Annotated in this window: 13 protein-coding genes; 3 read left to right on the forward strand and 10 right to left on the reverse strand. The window is 75.2% G+C overall.

The genetic code is table 11. The annotated features are described in order from the left end of the window. Window positions 1-104: 104 nt before the first annotated feature. The 6 genes from ACZ516_RS29540 to ACZ516_RS29565 all read right to left on the reverse strand — a co-directional run bounded on the left by ACZ516_RS29540 (window position 105) and on the right by ACZ516_RS29565 (window position 8233). Window positions 105-3485, reverse strand: a complete 3381-nt coding sequence (locus ACZ516_RS29540; protein ID WP_469012542.1) for an AfsR/SARP family transcriptional regulator — start codon at window positions 3483-3485, stop codon at window positions 105-107. Window positions 3486-3900: 415 nt separating this feature from the next. Beyond that, entirely contained in the window at window positions 3901-4824 is a 924-nt protein-coding gene (locus ACZ516_RS29545; RefSeq protein ID WP_469012544.1) for an LLM class F420-dependent oxidoreductase, read from the reverse strand. A gap of 477 nt (window positions 4825-5301) precedes the next feature. Continuing rightward, entirely contained in the window at window positions 5302-5784 is a 483-nt protein-coding gene (locus ACZ516_RS29550; RefSeq protein WP_358580787.1) for a DUF6099 family protein, read from the reverse strand. A 287-nt stretch (window positions 5785-6071) separates the two neighbouring features. Beyond that, entirely contained in the window at window positions 6072-6491 is a 420-nt protein-coding gene (locus ACZ516_RS29555; RefSeq protein WP_469012547.1) for a nucleotide pyrophosphohydrolase, read from the reverse strand. Next, a complete protein-coding gene (locus ACZ516_RS29560) occupies window positions 6488-7651 on the reverse strand; it encodes an AAA family ATPase (protein WP_361076895.1) in 1164 nt (387 codons plus the stop codon). The genes ACZ516_RS29555 and ACZ516_RS29560 overlap by 4 nt, the downstream gene beginning before the upstream one ends. 189 nt (window positions 7652-7840) lie before the next feature. Further along, window positions 7841-8233 (reverse strand): cell division protein SepF, encoded by a 393-nt coding sequence (locus ACZ516_RS29565; RefSeq protein WP_358580778.1) that lies wholly within the window; start codon window positions 8231-8233, stop codon window positions 7841-7843. 191 nt (window positions 8234-8424) lie between these two features. Here ACZ516_RS29565 and cbiE point away from each other — a divergent pair, with 191 nt between their 5' ends. Beyond that, window positions 8425-9738: a precorrin-6y C5,15-methyltransferase (decarboxylating) subunit CbiE gene (cbiE, locus tag ACZ516_RS29570; RefSeq protein WP_469012550.1), complete on the forward strand. Its 1314-nt coding sequence runs from the start codon at window positions 8425-8427 to the stop codon at window positions 9736-9738. Between the two features lie 4 nt (window positions 9739-9742). Then, window positions 9743-10492 (forward strand): precorrin-4 C(11)-methyltransferase, encoded by a 750-nt coding sequence (cobM, locus tag ACZ516_RS29575; protein ID WP_361076889.1) that lies wholly within the window; start codon window positions 9743-9745, stop codon window positions 10490-10492. Window positions 10493-10619: 127 nt separating this feature from the next. Here cobM and ACZ516_RS29580 read toward each other — a convergent pair whose 3' ends face one another. Beyond that, complete coding sequence (locus ACZ516_RS29580) at window positions 10620-11813, reverse strand: cobalt-precorrin-5B (C(1))-methyltransferase (RefSeq protein ID WP_469012552.1); 1194 nt, start codon at window positions 11811-11813, stop codon at window positions 10620-10622. Window positions 11814-11830: 17 nt separating this feature from the next. Between ACZ516_RS29580 and ACZ516_RS29585 the strand changes: the two genes are divergently transcribed. Then, on the forward strand, window positions 11831-12598 hold the full coding sequence (locus tag ACZ516_RS29585; protein ID WP_361076883.1) for a cobalt-precorrin-6A reductase: 768 nt from the start codon (window positions 11831-11833) through the stop codon (window positions 12596-12598). Between the two features lie 305 nt (window positions 12599-12903). On the opposite strand, the gene cobJ is transcribed toward ACZ516_RS29585, so the two are convergent. From cobJ to ACZ516_RS29600, 3 genes are all read right to left on the reverse strand, one after another. Beyond that, the gene (cobJ, locus tag ACZ516_RS29590) at window positions 12904-14364 is read right to left on the reverse strand and encodes a precorrin-3B C(17)-methyltransferase (RefSeq protein WP_469012637.1); all 1461 of its coding nucleotides are present in this window, start codon (window positions 14362-14364) and stop codon (window positions 12904-12906) included. 68 nt (window positions 14365-14432) lie between these two features. After that, window positions 14433-15059 carry a precorrin-8X methylmutase gene (locus ACZ516_RS29595; RefSeq protein WP_358580802.1) on the reverse strand — a complete coding sequence of 209 codons (627 nt, stop codon included), beginning with the start codon at window positions 15057-15059 and terminating at the stop codon, window positions 14433-14435. Between the two features lie 11 nt (window positions 15060-15070). Beyond that, entirely contained in the window at window positions 15071-16768 is a 1698-nt protein-coding gene (locus ACZ516_RS29600) for a cobalamin biosynthesis protein CobG (protein ID WP_469012640.1), read from the reverse strand. Window positions 16769-16866 lie beyond the last annotated feature (98 nt).

Here is a 16866-nt window from a genome sequence, read left to right on the forward strand (position 1 = left end):
GGTGCCGTGGGCGCCGTGGGTGCGCGGATGAGTACCGCGTGACCTGACCGGACCCGCGTGCCGGCCCGGTCCGACGGCTCGCCGAGCCGTGGTCGGCACGCGGGTCACACGGGCACGGCAGCGGGCGCCGCGGGCTGCCTCCTCGTACGGCGGGGCTGCCACCGGGCGAGCAGCGCGGCGATCTCGGCGGCCTCCGCGGTGCCGGGCCGGTCCATGACGCGCCGGTCCATGACGCGCCGGTCCATGACGCGATGGGCGATCAGCAGGGCGGCCCTGGCCCGGTCGAGGTCGCCGAGCGCGAGCAGCGCCCGGCCGCGCGCGGCCATCGCCAGGGCGTGGCAGAACGCGTCACCCGGCTCGCCGTCGACGGCGAGCGCCGCGTCCGCGCGGTCGAGGGCCGCGCGGGGGCCGGTGAGGTCCAGTTCGCAGAAGGCGAGGCGGGCCCAGCACAGCGCCGCCCGGCGCGGGTCGCGCGAGCGGTCGTACAGGCGCCGCGCCTCGCGCAGCCGGTCGGCGGCCTCGGCGGCGCGGCCGTCCCGGAGCAGGGCGCAGCCCGCCTGGTAGAGGACGTGCGCGAGGGTGGAGGTGCTGTCGGCGCGCCGTGCCCGGCGCACCGCTTCGGCCAGCGCGGTGTCGGCCTCCGGGCGCCGCCCGAGCGCGTCGAGCGCCCGCGCGATGGGGGTCAGGACGCGGATCTGGTCGGCGTGGCCGCCGAGCGCGCCGAACCTGGCGTAGGCGAGCCGCAGTTGCTCCAGGGCGGCCTTCGGGCGGCCCGTGGCCAGGAGTACGACGCCCAGTTCGCGGCCGGCCTCGGCGGCGACCAGCGGATCGCCCGCCGACGCGGCCAGGCGCAGGCTCTCGCGCAGGGTCCGCTCGGCGCGGCCGCAGCTCCCGGTGCCGTGGTGCGGGACGGCGAGCAGGCGCAGGGCGCGGCCCGCGCAGAGGTCGTCGCCGTGCCGCCGGGCGGTCTCCAGGGCCGACTCGGCCAGGGGCGCCAGATCGTGGTGGCGTGCGGTGCCGGCGAGCAGGTGGGACCAGGCGGTGAGCAGGTCGACGGCGGGGCGCAGGCTGTCGGGGGCGCGCAGGCCTTGGGGGGCGCCACCGCCGTCGTCCGGGTCCGGGTGCTCGGGGATGTGGCGCAGGGCGTCCTCGGCGGTCGCGTACAGGCCGGAGTGCGCGCCCGCGAGCCAGTCGCGCGCGGCCGCCTCGTTCGGCAGGTCCTCGCCCGGGGAGGCCGGGCGGTGCAGCAGGTCGGGCAGTACGGTGTGCGGCTCGGTGCGGCGGACGGCCGTGAGGACGGTGGCCAGGACGTGATCGAGGAAGCGCAGTCGGGCCCGGGTGTGCTCGCGGGGGCTCTCGTGGCGTGCGCACTGACGCCTGGCGTAGAGCCTGACCAGGTCGTGGAAGCGGTGGCAGTCCCCGCCGTGCGGCTCCAGGAGACCCGCGTCGACCAGGTGTTCCACCGCCGTCTCGGCCTCCTCGTCGGCCACGCCGAGCAGGGCGCCCGCGGCGCCGCGGCCGAAGGAGGGCAGGGGGCAGAGGGAGACCAGGCGGAAGGCGCGGGCGAGGCCGGGGCCGAGGGCCTCGTAGCCGGGCCGGAAGGCGGCCGCCACGCCCAGGTCGGCCACGCGCAGCTCGTCGAGCCTGCGGTGCTCGTCGCGCAGCCGGGCGGTGAGATCGGCGAGGGTGCGGCCCGGCCGCGCGGCCAGGCGGGCGGCGGCGATACGGACGGCGAGGGGCAGTCCCCCGCAGGACGCGACGAGTTCGCGGGCGGCGGCCGGTTCGTCGGCCACGCGGTCGTGGCCGATCATGGCGGCGAGCAGGGCGAGCGCCTCCCGCTCCGGCATCGCCTCGACGTCGAGGAGGCGGGCGCCGGGCAGCGTGATGGTCCGTGAGCGGCTGGTCACCAGGACCGCGCAGCCGGGGGTGCCGGGCAGCAGCGGCCGCAGGTGCGCGCTGTCGCGGGCGTCGTCGAGGACGACCAGGACGCGGCGCCCCGCGAGGAGCGAGCGGTACAGGGCGGTCCGCTGGTCGATGCCGCCGGGTACGGCGCTCTCGGGTACGCCGAGTGCGCGCAGGAACCCGGCGAGCGCGCTGCCGCTGTCCACGCCGGGCGCGGGGCCGGTGCCGCGCAGGTCCACGTACAGCTGTCCGTCGGGGAAGTCCTCGCGCAGGGCGTGGGCGACGTGCACGGCGAGCGCGGTCTTGCCGACGCCGCCGAGTCCGGTCAGCGTGGCCACGGCCATGGTGTCGCCGGAGACGGCACCGCGCAGCGTCTCGCCCAGCAGCCGCGCTTCGTCCTGGCGTCCCGCGAAGACGGTGACGTCGGCCGGGAGTTGAGCGGGGACGCGGGGTGCGTACTGCCTGTCGGGGGTGCGGAGGCCCCGGTCGCCGGCGGGGGTGAGCGGCCTGGTCGGGGCGGAGGCGGAGGCGGCCCGTGGCGTCTGCGGGGCCGGAACCGGGTACGGGTCGCGAGCGACGTGGTGGCGAGGGCCGTTGCCCGAGTCGCCTTCGGGGCGAGGGTCATCGTCACGGGCCGACGCGGCCTGGTACCGGGGGCGTTCCGCAGCCGGTGGTGGAGGTGCGCACGGGCGCGGGTCGGCGACCGGCGGAAGGGCCGCGCCGTTGAGCAGCCCCTCGTACAGGGCGGCGATCTCCCGGCCCGGCTCGACGCCCAGTTCGGTGGCGAGCGTGCGGCGCGTGGCCTCGTACACCGCGAGGGCGTCCGCCTGCCGTCCCGCGCGGTGCAGGGCCAGCATCAGCAGGGCCTGTGGGCGTTCGCGCAGCGGGTGTTCCGCGGCGAAGGCGCGCAGGGGGGCGGTCGTCTCGCCGTGGGCGCCCAGTTCGATGGCGCAGGCGAAGAGTTCCTCCTGGGCGGTGACGCACAGCTCGGTGAGCCGATCGCGCTGACGGCCGGCGTAGGGCCCGGGCAGGCCGGCCAACGGGGCGCCGTCCGACAGCGCGAGGGCCGCGGTCAGCTCGCCGTGGGCGTCGGCGTGCCGCCCGGCCGCGCGCATGCGCCGGGCGGCCGCCACCCGGTCCTCCAGCTCGCACGCGTCCACGGCGTCGCGCGCTACCCGCAGCGCGTATCCGTCGCCGGCCGACACCAGGAGCCGGGCGGGTTCGCGGGAGCGGCGGCCGGGTTCGAGGAGGCCGCGCAGCCGGGAGACGTACGTACGCAGGGTGCCGACGGCGCGCGGCGGCGGCTCCTCGCCCCAGAGGGCGTCGACCAGCTCCGAGGCGGGGACCGGGTGCCCGTCGCGCAGCAGCAGCGCGGCGAGGGTGGCGCGCTGCTGCGGGGAGCCGAGCTTCAGCGGCCGCCTGTCGCACCAGGCGCGCACCGGCCCGAGGACCTGGAACGACAACGCCCCGCCCTCGTAGCCCCGCGCCGTCTCCCCCGTGCCGTTCGTATCGTTCGTGTCGTTCGTGTCGTTCGTGTCGTTCGTGTCGTTCCGGATCGGTCCGCCGTCCGCGTCGCCCCGCATCGTCCGACCGCACCCCTTGCCCCAAGACGCCTCGCGCGTGTGCCCGTTCGTACTGGTCGCACTGGCCTTCGATGGCCACGCGCCCCAAACGTTACGACAGCCACCCCCGCCTCCCCGCGTACCCGGCGCACCCGCGCCACCTTGTTGACCAGGTATTGACGCTGCCGGAGAGCCGCGTGCGGCATATGCGCCAGACAGCGCGCGCATTCGGCCGGATGCGGCGAACGACGGAACGCGAACCGGCCCACGCCCGTCCCGGGACCCGGCACGGACGCCTTCCGGGGCCCGCCTGGGGGCGGACTGCCCAGGAACAGGCCCGCTCAGGAACGGGCTGCGCCAGAAGCTCCCAAAAAGCGGACGAGTGGCCGCCAGGCACCGGAGGGGTGTGCCCGGCGGCCACGTCTAGGGGTCGCGGCTACGACAGCTGCGACTGCACCTGGGAGGAGATCAGCTCCAGGTGGTCCAGGTCGGCGAGGTCGAGGCACTGGAGGTAGATACGGCTCGCGCCGATCGCCTCGTACCGCCCGATCTTGTCGACGACCTCGGCCGGCGAACCCGCCAGGCCGTTGGCCTTCAGCTCGTCCACCTCACGGCCGATGGCCGCCGCACGCCGCGCGACCTCCGCGTCGTCCTTGCCGACGCAGGCCACCAGCGCGCTGGAGTACACCAGGTCGCCCCCCTTGCGCCCGGCCTGCTCGGCGGCCGCTCGGACCCTGCCGAACTGGCGCTCACTGTCCTCGATCGAAGCGAAGGGGATGTTGAACTCGTCGGCGAACCGCGCCGCGAGCCGCGGGGTGCGCGTCGCGCCGTGGCCGCCGATGAGGACCGGCACCTTGGACTGGGCGGGCTTGGGCAGGGCCGGCGAGTCGGTGAGCTGGTAGTGCTTGCCGTCGAAGTCGAAGGTCTGGCCGACCTCCGTCGCCCACAGGCCGGTGACGATCTCCAGCTGCTCCTCCAGGCGGGCGAACTTCTCCTTCGGGAAGGGGATGCCGTACGCCTTGTGCTCCTCCTCGAACCAGCCCGCGCCCAGGCCCAGTTCGACCCGGCCGCCCGACATCTGGTCGACCTGCGCCACCTGGATCGCGAGGACGCCCGGCAGCCGGAAGGTGCCGGCGGTCATGAGCGTGCCGAGCCTGATCCGCTTGGTCTCCCGCGCCAGCCCGGCCAGCGTGATCCACGCGTCCGTGGGGCCGGGCAGGCCGTCGGCGGCGCCCATGCGCAGATAGTGGTCGGAGCGGAAGAAGGCGTCGAAGCCGAGGTCCTCCGCGGCCTTCGCGACGGTGAGCAGGGTGTCGTAGGTCGCCCCTTGCTGGGGCTCGGTGAAGATTCGAAGATCCATGGCTCCATCCTGCCTGTTCGCATACCCGTCTTCCCTGCCGGTCCCGCCGATCGCCCGCCGCCCCGGTCGAGTGAAATCCGCCGGCAGCGCGCCCCCGAAAGCGCCGGCCGGCCCCCCGCCCCGACCATCCACCCCGGCACAGCCGTCCGCCCCCGCGCGCAGGCAACCACCTCCGTACAGCCACCCGCCCCGCGCACGCACCGGCCTTCACACAACCGCCCACCCCGCGCAGACACCCGCCTTCGCACAATTGCCCGCCCCGCCCAGGCACCCGCCCCCGCACAACCGCCCGCCTCCGCGCAGGCACCACCCCTTCCGTACAGCCACCCGCCCCGCGCACGCACCCGTCTTCGTACAACCACCCGCCCCGCGCAGACACCCACCCCCGCACAACCGCCCGCCCCGCGCACGCACCGGCGCCCACGGCCAGGCAGCCGCCCCCGCCCATGCACCCACCCCCGCACGGCCCACCCCACCTCACGCCCACCCCGCCGCCGGATCCGCCTCCGGCAGACCCTGTTCGCGCACCGCGAGTCTGCGCAGCATCTCCAGGACGCGGTCCCTCGACTCGTCGGCGGCGTCTATCGCCTCCATGCACTGCCAGTACACGCCCTCGTCGGCGGCGCCCATCGCGACTCCGACGAGCGCGATGCCGACCTCGCCGAGCAGCCGGTCCAGCGCGAGCAGGACGTCGTGCGCGTCGCCGGTCTCCGTCAGCCGCGCGGCCCTGATGTCCTCCGTCCCCAGCCGTGGGGCGTCGAGCACCCCGCAGGCTCTGCCGCCGACCTCGCTCAGCCCCAGCGCCTCGCCCCGTAACTCAGGAGGGCCCGCCACCGCGAGGCGGCTGCCGATCGCCTGCGCGAGCGCCTGCGACTGCCACACCTCCACGACGATGGCGACCGGGTCCTCGCTCAGCGCCAGGGCGCGCCGGTTCGCCTCGATGAGCCGCATCGCGTTCATGCACAACCCCCACCCTCCCGCGCGCCTACGCCGCACGTTCGCCCGAACTCCCGCGTCCACTACCCAGAGTGATACCCATCCGGTCGAAAAGCCAGGGGAAGCCGGAAATCTGTGGACAACCAATCGATATTCGACAAGTCAACCACTCCGGAGAGTGACGGAAGTATCGACAAGCGGGTTGTGGCAGCGCTCAGAAGCCGTCGAAGCAGGGACGGTGAGGCCGACGAAGCCCCCGCAGAATCAAGCCGGTACGGCCGACGAGGCCTCGGAGGCCAAGTCGGCCGAGCCTAGCGGCCCCCAGGTCGCGCGCCGGCAGACTTCCCGCGCCCCTCACCAACCGGAGACCGTCCCTCACCAACCGGAGACCGTCCCTCGCCAACCGGAAACCGCTCCTCGTTCCGGTCGATCTTCGCCGCGAGCGCGGCCAACGCGTCGATCCCCAGCACCTCGCAGAACTGCAGCAGATACGCGAGGACGTCGGCGACCTCGTCCGTCACCCGGTGCGCGGAGTCCGGGTCCCGCATCACCCGCTCCGACTCCTCCGGCGTCAACCACTGGAAGATCTCCACCAGTTCGGACGCCTCCACGCTCAGCGCCGCGGCCAGGTTTTTGGGGGTGTGGTACCGCCCCCAGTCGCGGGCCTTCGCGAACTCGGCCAGCCTGCGCTGAAGTGCCGCCGCATCAGGTACGTCACGTCGTTCCGTCACGGTTCAAGGTCTACCACCGAGGCGCCGGCGGCGGTCGCCCAGGCCGGGTCCCGGACCGCCCCGACCAGGCGGATGTGGCCGCGCGCGCACATGCGCGCCGCCAGTTCGCCGAGCGCGCGCGCCTGTCGGGCGTCCATGCGGCGGTCGAGGCCGTCGGCGACGACCGTCAAGGTCTGGTAGGCCGCCGGAACCTCCGCCACCGGGTCGACGGCGAGCACGCCGGGCCCGGTCAGCAGGACGAGCGCGAGGGCCAGGTACCGCAGCTCCCCGTCACCGAGGCGCGCGAGGGGCGTACGGACCCCGTCCCCCCGGTCCACGTAGGCCTGCATCGAACCGTCCCGCGCCTCCTCGGCGTACACGTCGCCGACCGGTCCCGCACAGCCCTCGCGCACCGCGGAGACCAGCAGCGCGTGGCGCACGGAGCACTCGGTGCGGGTGCGCCACAGCACTTCGGCGAGGTTGTCGCAACCCCCCAGCAGCCGGCCCGCGCCCATCCGTCCGGCCGGGACCGGCGCCCGCATCCGGCCGGGGCGCGGGTCGCAGGAGAACACCGAGCGCAGCGCGACCACGACCTGTTCGGCCGCCGCGAGGACCAGGCGCTGCCCGTCGGTCTTGCCCGCCACGCGCAGCGGCACGAGGGCCGTGCCGAGCCGGTCGTCCGGCATCGGGGCGCGGGTCACGGGCGCGGCGCCCGCCGTGTGCCAGGCGGCCTGGACCACGGGCCGGCCCGGGTCGCGCAGGGCCGTCTCCAGGAGGACGAGGTCGCCGCGGGTCAGCCGCTCGCCCACGACCCGCAGTTCGGGCTCGACCTGGACGGCGAGGTCGAGCCGTACGGTCCCGGCGGGTCCCTCGACCGTGCAGCCGATGCGGAAGCCGCGCCGCCGCTGGCCGTCGGCCCGGGCGCGTTCGGGCACGCACGCCGCGGGGTCCTCGAAGACCTCGGCCAGTTCCGCGCCGCCGCCGAGCCGCGCCAGCGCCTCGTACGCGCGCAGGGCGCTGGACTTGCCGCTGCCGCTGGGGCCCGCGAGGAACGTCAGAGCACCGAAGGGGAGCACCGCGCCGCGGTGCCCGGCGAAGGCCGACAGCCGTAACTCGGTGACCTGCGGTCGGTCCTGGCCTGCCGCCGGTCGGGCGGCGGGCACCGGGGTATGCACCGTCATGCTCGGAAGCTAAGGGGCGGCGGGCCGGGCGAACCGTTACGCCCAACCGACCTTCCTACGATCGGGGGATTCCCCCGAAAGATCCCCCGACCCGAACAGCGAGGGGCTACGACAGAACGCGGCCGGCCCCGACGGCAAGCCCCGGCGTGCGGTGCCGCACGGCCCGGCACGGCCCGGCGCGGCCGGCACCTACGGCTGCGCGACCGCTTCGACCAGGCCCTGCACCTCCGTGCCGGGCGGCGCGAGGAGGAAGACGTTCTTGTCGACCCGGTGCATGCCGCAGCCGAGACCCATCACCACACCGCTGCTGAAGTCCAGGACGCGCTTGGCGACGTCCGTCTCGGCGCCCGTCAGGTCGAGCAGGACCGGGATCTGCGACATGACGGTCTCGGCGACCTCGCGGGCGTCCGAGAAGACGTTGACCCGCATCACCACGAACCGCCGGCGCGTCTCGGTCTCCGCGTCGGGCAGCGCGCTGTGTCCGGGCCACGAAGGCCATTCGTTGCGGCTGCGCAGCGGTACGACCTGGGCGAGCCCTTCCCACTGTTCGTCGGTGACGTCGTGGCGCTGACTGCTACTCACTGGCCCACCCCGTCCTGGCTCGCACTCGTTGTCTGCACCGGGCAATTCTTACGCCAAGTCACCCGTTCAGCCCAACAGCGACACGGATGGCCCCCTCGAAGCGCCCCTGGAGGCGATAAGGGGGCGTGGCCAGGTCCCCAGTAGAGTGCGCCTGCGCAGCCCTTCCCGAAACCCGAGGTCAGGTACCAGCAGTGACCCCCGCACCCCCTCCCGACACGCCGGCCATACCGGGCACACCGGGCACACCAGGCACGTCGGACATACCGGCTGTCACCGTCGTGGGCATCGGGGCGGACGGCTGGGAAGGCCTGCCGGCCGCCTCCCGTGCGGCGCTCGCCGAGGCCGAGGTGCTCATCGGCGGACCCCGCCAGCTGGATCTGCCGCCCCTGCCCGAGTGCCCGGGCGAACGCGTCGCCTGGCCCTCGCCGCTGCGGCCCGCCGTGGCCGGCCTGCTCGCGGCCCACGAGGGGCGCCGGATCGCCGTCCTGGCGAGCGGCGACCCCATGTTCTACGGCATCGGGCGCGCCCTGAGCGAGGAGCTGGGCGCCGCCGCGCTGCGCGTACTGCCGCACCCCTCCTCCGTCTCCCTCGCGTGCGCGCGCCTCGGCTGGCCCGTCGAGGACACCGAGGTCCTCACCCTCGTCGGCCGCCCGGCGGCGCGCCTCGCGTCCGCGCTGTACGACGGGCGCCGCCTCCTCGTGCTCAGCGCCAACGCCGACACCCCCGCCGAGGTCGCCGCGCTGCTGTGTGAGCGGGGTTTCGGACCGAGTCGGCTGCGCGTGCTGGAACAGCTCGGTTCGGGTCGGGAGTCCCGTTACGAAGGTGTCGCCGAGGCCTGGTCGCACGCGCCCGGCGATCCGCTGAACGTCATCGCGGTCGAGTGCCGCCGCTCCCCCGGCGCCCTGCGCCTCGGTGCCGTCCCCGGGCTGCCCGACACGGCGTACGAGAGCGACGGGCAGCTCACCAAGCGGCATGTGCGTGCCGCCACGCTGGCGGCGCTGGCGCCCGCGCCCGGTGAGCTGCTGTGGGACGTGGGCGGCGGGTCGGGGTCGATCGCGGTGGAGTGGATGCGGGCGCACCCGGCGTGCCGTGCGGTCACCGTCGAGAAGAACGCGGTGCGGGCCGAGCGGATCGTGCGCAACGCCGATCGTCTCGGCGTCCCCGGGCTGCGCGTCGTCACCGGCGCGGCGCCCGAGGCGCTGTATGAACTTCCCGTGCCCGACGCGGTGTTCATCGGCGGCGGCCTCACCGCGCCCGGCCTTCTCGACGCCTGCTGGGAGGCGCTGCCGGCCGGCGGGCGGCTGGTGGCCAACACCGTCACGCTGGAGTCGGAGGCGCTGCTCACCGGCTGGTACCGGCGCCACGGCGGCGAGTTGGTGCGGCTCGCGGTCGCGCAGGCCGTTCCCGTGGGCGGCTTCACCGGGTGGCGGCAGGCCATGCCGGTCACCCAATGGTCCGTCACCAAGCGTGCCGGTCAAGGCGACAAGGCGATCGAGGAGATCTAGAACGATGACGGTGTACTTCATCGGTGCCGGGCCCGGCGCGGCCGACCTGATCACGGTGCGCGGCGCGCGGACGCTCGCCGCCTGCCAGGTCTGCCTCTACGCGGGCAGTCTGGTGCCGCGCGAACTGCTCGCCGAGTGCCCGGAGGGTGCCCGGCTGGTGGACACCGCGCAGCTCGATCTCGACGCGATCACCGCCGAGCTGGTGGGCGCGCACGAGCGGGGGCTCGACGTGGCGCGGCTGCACTCGGGGGACCCGTCCGTGTTCAGCGCGGTCGCCGAGCAGATGCGACGCCTCGACGCGGCGGGCGTCCCGTACGAGGTCGTCCCCGGTGTCCCGGCGTTCGCGGCCGCCGCCGCCGCGCTGAAGCGGGAACTGACGGTGCCGACCGTCGGGCAGACGGTCATTCTCACGCGGGTCGCGCAGCGGGCCACCCCGATGCCCGAGGGCGAGGACCTGGCCACGCTAGGCCGCAGCGGCGCGCTGCTCGTGCTGCACCTCGCCGCCGGGTACGTGGACCGGGTCGTCGAGGAACTCCTGCCCCACTACGGCGCCGACTGCCCGGCGGCCGTCGTCGCCCTCGCGAGCCGTCCCGACGAGGTGGTCCTGCGGGGCACGCTGGAGTCCATCGCGGGGCAGGTGAAGGAGGCCGGCATCGTCCGGACCGCCGTCATCCTGGTGGGCCGCACGCTGGGCGCCACGCAGTTCCGTGACAGCCACCTGTACTCGGCGGACCGGGACCGGCACATCTGCTGACGGGGCCGGATGCGGTTCGGCGTGGGTCGCCGTTCGGCGTGGGTCGCCGTTCGGCGTGGACCGCAGTTCGGCGGGTGCAGCAGTTCGGCGTGGGGTCGGCCGGGCCGGTCCTCGGAGTGCCCCCGCCTCAGGGGCCCCGGAGTTCGCTTCGGCCCACCACCGTTCCCGCCCGGTCGATGCAGATGACGTCCACCGCCACCGGGGCGCCCCGCAGCACGCCCAGCGCCTCGTCGCGTGCCGTCGCCGCCACCAGGTCGCCCAGCGGCACGCCCGCCGCCTCGCACAGGCGCAAGGTTTCGAGGCCCGTGTTGGCGGCGGCCACCCGCGCCGCCAGCGCCTCGTCCGCGCCGCCTGCCCGCGCCAGTTCTGCGAGGAAGCCCTTGTCGACCTGGGAGCGCGCCGAGTGGAGGTCCAGGTGGCCCGCCGCCAACTTGGACAGTTTGGCGAAACCGCCGCAGATGGTGAGGCGCTCCACGGGGTGACGGCGCACGTACTTCAGGACGGCCCCGGCGAAGTCCCCCATGTCGAGCAGCGCGTCCTCCGGGAGGCCGTGCTCCGCGACGACCGTCTTCTCGGACGTCGAACCGGTGCACCCCGCGAGGTGCGTGCGCCCGGCCGCCCGCGCCACGTCCACGCCGCGCCGGATGGAGTCGATCCAGGCCGAGCAGGAGTAGGGCACGACAATGCCGGTCGTGCCGAGGATGGACAGGCCGCCGAGGATGCCGAGACGCGGGTTCCAGGTGGAGCGGGCGATCTCCTCGCCGTGGTCGACGGAGATCGTGATCTCCACGTCCGCCGTGGTCCCGGCGCGTTCGGCCACCAGAGTCACGTGGTCGCGCATCAGCTGCCGGGGCACGGGGTTGATCGCGGGCTCGCCCACGTCGAGCGGCAGACCGGGGCGGGTGACCGTGCCGACGCCCGGGCCCGCCTTGAAGACGACGCCGGAGCCGGGCGGCAGCCTGCGCACCGTGGCCCGTACGAGCGCGCCGTGCGTCACGTCCGGGTCGTCGCCGGCGTCCTTGACGATGCCCGCCATGACGTACGTGTCCGTGCGCTCCTCGGCGGCGAGCGCGAAGGCGGGCGTCTGGCCCTTGGGCAGCGTGATCGTCACCGGGTCGGGGAAATCGCCGGTGAGCAGCGCCGTGTACGCGGCCGTGGTCGCCGCCGTCGCACAGGCGCCGGTCGTCCAGCCGGACCGCAGACCGGTGTGCTTGAGTTGGGCGCCGCGCCCGCCTTTCGCCGCGCCCGGCTCGTCGGACCCGCTCGGCCCACCTGCCTGACCCGGCTCGCTCGGCCGGCTCTGCCCACTTGGCTCACTCATGAAGGACACCGAACTCCGTGCACGTACTGATTCTGGGGGGAACGACCGAGGCCCGTCGCCTGGCGGAGCTGCTCGCGGGCGAGGCGGGGCTGCGGGTGACCAGTTCCCTCGCGGGGCGGGTCGCCGCGCCCCGGCTGCCGCCCGGCGAGGTCCGCGTCGGCGGGTTCGGCGGGGCCGAGGGGATGGCCGCGTGGCTGCGGGAGCACCGCGTGGACGCGCTCATCGACGCCACCCATCCTTTCGCCGGGACGATCTCGTTCAACGCGGCGGAGGCCGCCGCCACGGCCCATGTTCCCCTGCTCGCCCTGCGCAGGCCCGGCTGGGTCGCCGGTGAGGGCGACGACTGGCATCCGGTCGGCTCCCTGGAGCAGGCGGCGCGGGTGCTTCCGGCCCTTGGTGAGCGGGTGTTCCTCACCACCGGGCGGATGGGCCTCGCCGCGTTCGCCGGGGACCCGGAGCTGGACGGTCTCTGGTTCCTCGTACGATCCGTCGACGCGCCGGAGCCGCCGTTCCCCGCCCGGATGGAGGTCCTCCTGGACCGGGGTCCGTTCACGCTCGACGGCGAGCGCGAGCTACTGCGCGCGCACCGGATCGACGTCCTCGTGACGAAGGACAGCGGGGGTGCGGCGACGGCGCCCAAGCTTGTCGCTGCGCGCGAGGCGGGGGTTCCGGTGGTGGTGGTCCGGCGTCCCGTCGCGCCCGCCTCGGCCGAGGTGGTCGCCACGCCTCGGGAGGCGGCGGCCTGGCTCCTCCTCCAGCGGGAACGCGCCTCGGGCCGTCGTTGACCCGCCGGCCGGCGGGGGCTGGCCGCGCAGTTCCCCGCGCCCCTTAAGGGGCGCCACCTCGGCCGTTGGACCACCCGCGGGTACGTCGTGGCTGAGCGCGCCGTTCCCCGCGCCCCGTAAGGGGCGCCCACCTCGGCCCTCGGATCATCCGCGCGGCGCCCGTCAGCCCTCGGACATCACCCCCCGCGGGGCGCATCGTGCTGAGCGCGCCGTTCCCCGCACCCCTTGAGGGGCGCCCACCTCGGCCCTTGGTACAGCTGCGCGGGGAACTGCGTGGGCGGCTCCCAGCCGGCCGTAGGGGCTTCTCAGTCCCCCTCCGGGTACCTCCTCGGGGTCCAGACGATCTCGTCGCCCGCGCCTCGCCGGGTCCACCGTGTCTGCGAGGAGCCGATGATCAGCAGCGTCCGCATGTCCACCTCGGTCGGATCGAGGTCCCCGAGGCGCACCACCCGTACCGACTCCTCCGGGCCTCCGACGTCCCGGCCGAGGACGACCGGCGTATCGGGCGTCCGGTGCTCCAGGAGCAGTTCCCGCGCCTTGCCCACCTGCCAGGTGCGGCTGCGCGAGCCGGGGTTGTAGAGGGCGAGGACGAGATCCGCGGCGGCCGCGGCGGCCAGGCGTTCCGCGATGACCTCCCACGGCTTGAGCCGGTCGGAGAGGGAGATCGTGGCGTAGTCGTGGCCGAGGGGAGCGCCCGCGCGCGCGGCGGCGGCGTTCGCGGCGGTCACCCCCGGCAGCACCCGCACCGCGATGTCCTCGTACGCGTCCTGCGAGGCGGCCTCCAGGACGGCCGTGGCCATCGCGAAGACGCCGGGGTCGCCGCCCGAGACGACGGCGACGCGCCGCCCGCGCCGCGCCAGCTCCAGGGCGAACTCGGCGCGTTCGGACTCCACCCGGTTGTCGGAGCCGTGCCGCTGCTGCCCGGGGCGGCGCGGCACGCGGTCGATGTACGTGGTGTAGCCGACGAGGTCGTCGGCGGCGGCGAGCGCGCCGCGCGTCTCGGGGGTGAGCCAGAGGGGACCCGCGGGGCCGGTGCCGACCACGACGACCTCGCCGGGGCGGTCCGCGACGGGCTCCGGCCCGGGGCCGCCCGTGAGCGGCGCCACCCGGCTCGGCAGCACCGCCACCGAGAAATAGGGCACGGACTCGGGGTCCACGTCGGCGAGGCGGCCGGTGCGCTCACCGTCCATGGTGGCGCGCTCGACGTAGCGGGCCTCGTCGAGGCGGCCGGCCCGCTCCAGGGCGCCGCGCACCTTGCCGAACGTGCGGCCGAGCTTCATGACGACCGCCGAGTCCGTCGACGCGAGGCGGGCGGCCAGCTCCTCCTCGGGGAGGGTGCCGGGCAGGATCGTCAGGACCTCCTCGGCCTCCACGAGGGGTTCGCCGAGGCGGGCGGCGGCGGCGCTGACCGACGTCACACCGGGGATGACCTCGGTGTCGTAGCGGTACGCGAGCCGCTTGTGCATGTGCTGGTAGGAGCCGTAGAAGAGCGGGTCGCCCTCGGCGAGGACGGCGACGGTGCGCCCGGCGTCCAGGTGCGCGGCGAGGCGCGCGGCGGCCTCTTCGTAGAAGTCGTCCAGGGCACCGCGGTAGCCGCCGGGGTGGTCGGTGGTCTCCGTGGTGACGGGGTAGACCAGCGGCTCCTCGATGTGGTCGGCGCGCAGGTGCTTCTCGGCGATCCGGCGGGCGATGGAGCGGCCGTGCCGGGCCGAGTGGTAGGCGATCACGTCGGCGGCGGCGATGACCTCGACGGCGCGCACCGTCATCAGGGAGGGGTCGCCGGGGCCGAGGCCGACGCCGTACAGCTTGCCCTTGGGGGTCCGGGTCTCGGTGTTCACTCCGCCTCGCTCGCAATCGCGTTGATCGCGGCGGCGGCCATCGCGCTGCCGCCCCGGCGGCCGCGTACGACCAGGTACTCCAGGCCGAGGCGATTGGCGGCGAGGGCGTCCTTGGACTCGGCGGCGCCGACGAAGCCGACCGGTATGCCGAGGACCGCGGCCGGGCGCGGGGCGCCCGCCTCGATCATCTCCAGGAGGCGGAAGAGCGCGGTGGGCGCGTTGCCGATGGCGACGACGGAGCCTTCGAGGCGGTCGCGCCACAGCTCCATGGCGGCCGCGCTGCGGGTGGTGGAGAGCTGCGCCGCGAGGTCGGGGACCGCGGGGTCGGTGAGGGTGCAGATCACGTCGTTGTCGGCGGGCAGCCGCTTGCGCGTGACGCCGCTCGCGACCATGTTCGCGTCGCACAGGATCGGCGCGCCCTCGCGCAGCGCCTTGCGGGCGTCGGCCACCACCCGCGGGCTGAAGGCGAGGTCGCGGACGAGGTCGACCATCCCGCAGGCGTGGATCATCCGCACCGCGACCTGGCTGACGTCGGCGGGCAGACCGGCGAGGTCCGCTTCCGCGCGGATGGTGGCAAAGGACTCGCGGTAGATCGCCGCGCCGTCCTTCTCGTAGTCGAACACTGTGCTCTCGCTCATCTCGTGGCCGTTGTGGTGGTGGTTGCGGATGTCGTACGTGCTGTCGTGACCGTCTCGGTCAATGTCTTGCCGCTCACGGGTGCCGTCGTGCCGCCGGTGCGCACGCTCACCTCGTAGCGCCCCTCTCCGGTGGCGAGTACGTCCACCCAGTCGCCGCGCGGATGTCCGCACCGGCGCTCGCAGCCGGACCAGTGGACGGGCAGGCCCCCGGCGCCGGGGACGGCGTCCGCGCGGACGTCGGCGAGGGACTTGGCGCAGCCGGGGCGTCCGGTGCAGGCGCCGACGCCGAGCCAGGGCGAGCGGGGGTCGGTGAGGAAACCGGCGTCGGCCAGCGCGCGCAGCCGCTCGCGCGCGGCGGCCTCGTCGGCGAAGCCCGGGACGACGAAGCCGCGCCACGGGGTGACCCGGATCTCCCCACCGGGCGCGGGGAGCAGGGCCCGCCACTGCGCGGCGCTCACCCGGCCGAGCCGGGTACTCACCACGACCGCGTACCCCAAACCGGCGTCACCGATGACGCCGGGGGCGGGCGGGGCGGCGGTCGCCGGGGCGCGGTGTGCGGGGGTTGGGTCGGGCGGCGCGGAGATCGGCTCCGCCGGTCCGGGGGCCGGGTCGGTCGGCGCGAGGGGCGGGTTGGTCGGCGCGGGGGGCGGATCGGAGATCGGCGTGGCCGGCTCGGAAGCCTGCTCGGCCGGCCCGGAGACCGGCACCGTCGGCCCAGAGACAGGGGCAGGGGCAGGCACAGGCACAGGGACGGACGGTGCGGACACCCCAGGCGCCACAGACGCCGCAGAAGCCGCAGACGGCGCGGACGCCCCAAGCACCACAGACGCCACAGACGCCACAGACGCCACAGACGCCACAGACGCCGCAGGCGCCGCAGAAGCCGGCCCAGCCGGCGTTCGGGCGACGGAGGCGCACCCGCTCGGCGATGCGTCCGGCGTCACGGGCTCCGTCGTGAGGCCCGCCGCCGCCAACGCCTCCGCCAGGTCCACGCTCCGCCCGGCCGGCAGTTCCGTCACCCGCCACGCGCCGTTGCCCGCCTCGCGGGCCGCGGCGAGGAAGGCACCGGCCGCGGCGAGGGCGGCGCGCGGCGCGTCGGGGCCCGGGAGCCGCCGGACGCTGTCCCCGACCCGTATCTGCGCCGTACCGCCCGATTCTGCGATCAAGGTCACATCGCCGCCCAGTCCGGCGACGTCCCCGCGCCCGTCGTCGAGGACGAAGAGGAAGCGGCCGGAAAGCGCTGTCGTCCAGTCCTGCCCGCACAGGAGCCGGTCCAGCTCGCGGGCCCACAACTGCACGTCGGCGTGGCCGAGTCGGTCCAGTCCCGCCGACGGGGAGGCCACGATGTTCCGGACGCGCTCGTGGCGTTCGGAGGGCAGCAGGCCGGCGTCCGCGAGGAGCGCGGACAGTTCGCCGCCGCAGCTCTCGCCGAGGGCGCGCAGCTCGATGTTGCCGCGCGAGGTGACGCTGAGGTTCCCGTCCGCGAGACGCTCGGCCGCGTCGGCCAGCACCAGCGCCTGACGCGCCGTCAAGAGCCCTGCGGGCAGCCGGAGTCGGGCCAGCGCGCCGTCGTCGGCGCGGTGCAGACGCAGGGCCCCCGGGCAGGCGTCGCCCCGGTCGCGTATCCGGTCACGTATGGGGGATTCGCCCTGGTTCATGGAAGGTGCTCGGCTGGGCGGCATGGCGGCGAGCATACCCACGCCGATCCGGCCGGTCGCCTCCCGAGACGGGCCGTCCCGGCAGGCGGCCGCCCCACCGGCGGCGGGCAGGACTTACTATGCAGGCGGCGGCC

It is taken from the genome of Streptomyces sp. NPDC034037 (assembly GCF_055575715.1).

What these genes read in the sequence shown, in the direction of transcription:
- ACZ516_RS29540 (WP_469012542.1), bottom strand. Translation starts at nt 3,485, where the DNA reads ATGCGGGGCGACGCGGACGGCGGACCGATCCGGAACGACACGAACGAC.
- ACZ516_RS29545 (WP_469012544.1), bottom strand. Translation starts at nt 4,824, where the DNA reads ATGGATCTTCGAATCTTCACCGAGCCCCAGCAAGGGGCGACCTACGAC.
- ACZ516_RS29550 (WP_358580787.1), bottom strand. Translation starts at nt 5,784, where the DNA reads ATGAACGCGATGCGGCTCATCGAGGCGAACCGGCGCGCCCTGGCGCTG.
- ACZ516_RS29560 (WP_361076895.1), bottom strand. Translation starts at nt 7,651, where the DNA reads ATGACGGTGCATACCCCGGTGCCCGCCGCCCGACCGGCGGCAGGCCAG.
- cobM (WP_361076889.1), top strand. Translation starts at nt 9,743, where the DNA reads ATGACGGTGTACTTCATCGGTGCCGGGCCCGGCGCGGCCGACCTGATC.
- ACZ516_RS29580 (WP_469012552.1), bottom strand. Translation starts at nt 11,813, where the DNA reads ATGAGTGAGCCAAGTGGGCAGAGCCGGCCGAGCGAGCCGGGTCAGGCA.
- cobJ (WP_469012637.1), bottom strand. Translation starts at nt 14,364, where the DNA reads ATGACGGTGCGCGCCGTCGAGGTCATCGCCGCCGCCGACGTGATCGCC.
- ACZ516_RS29600 (WP_469012640.1), bottom strand. Translation starts at nt 16,768, where the DNA reads ATGCTCGCCGCCATGCCGCCCAGCCGAGCACCTTCCATGAACCAGGGC.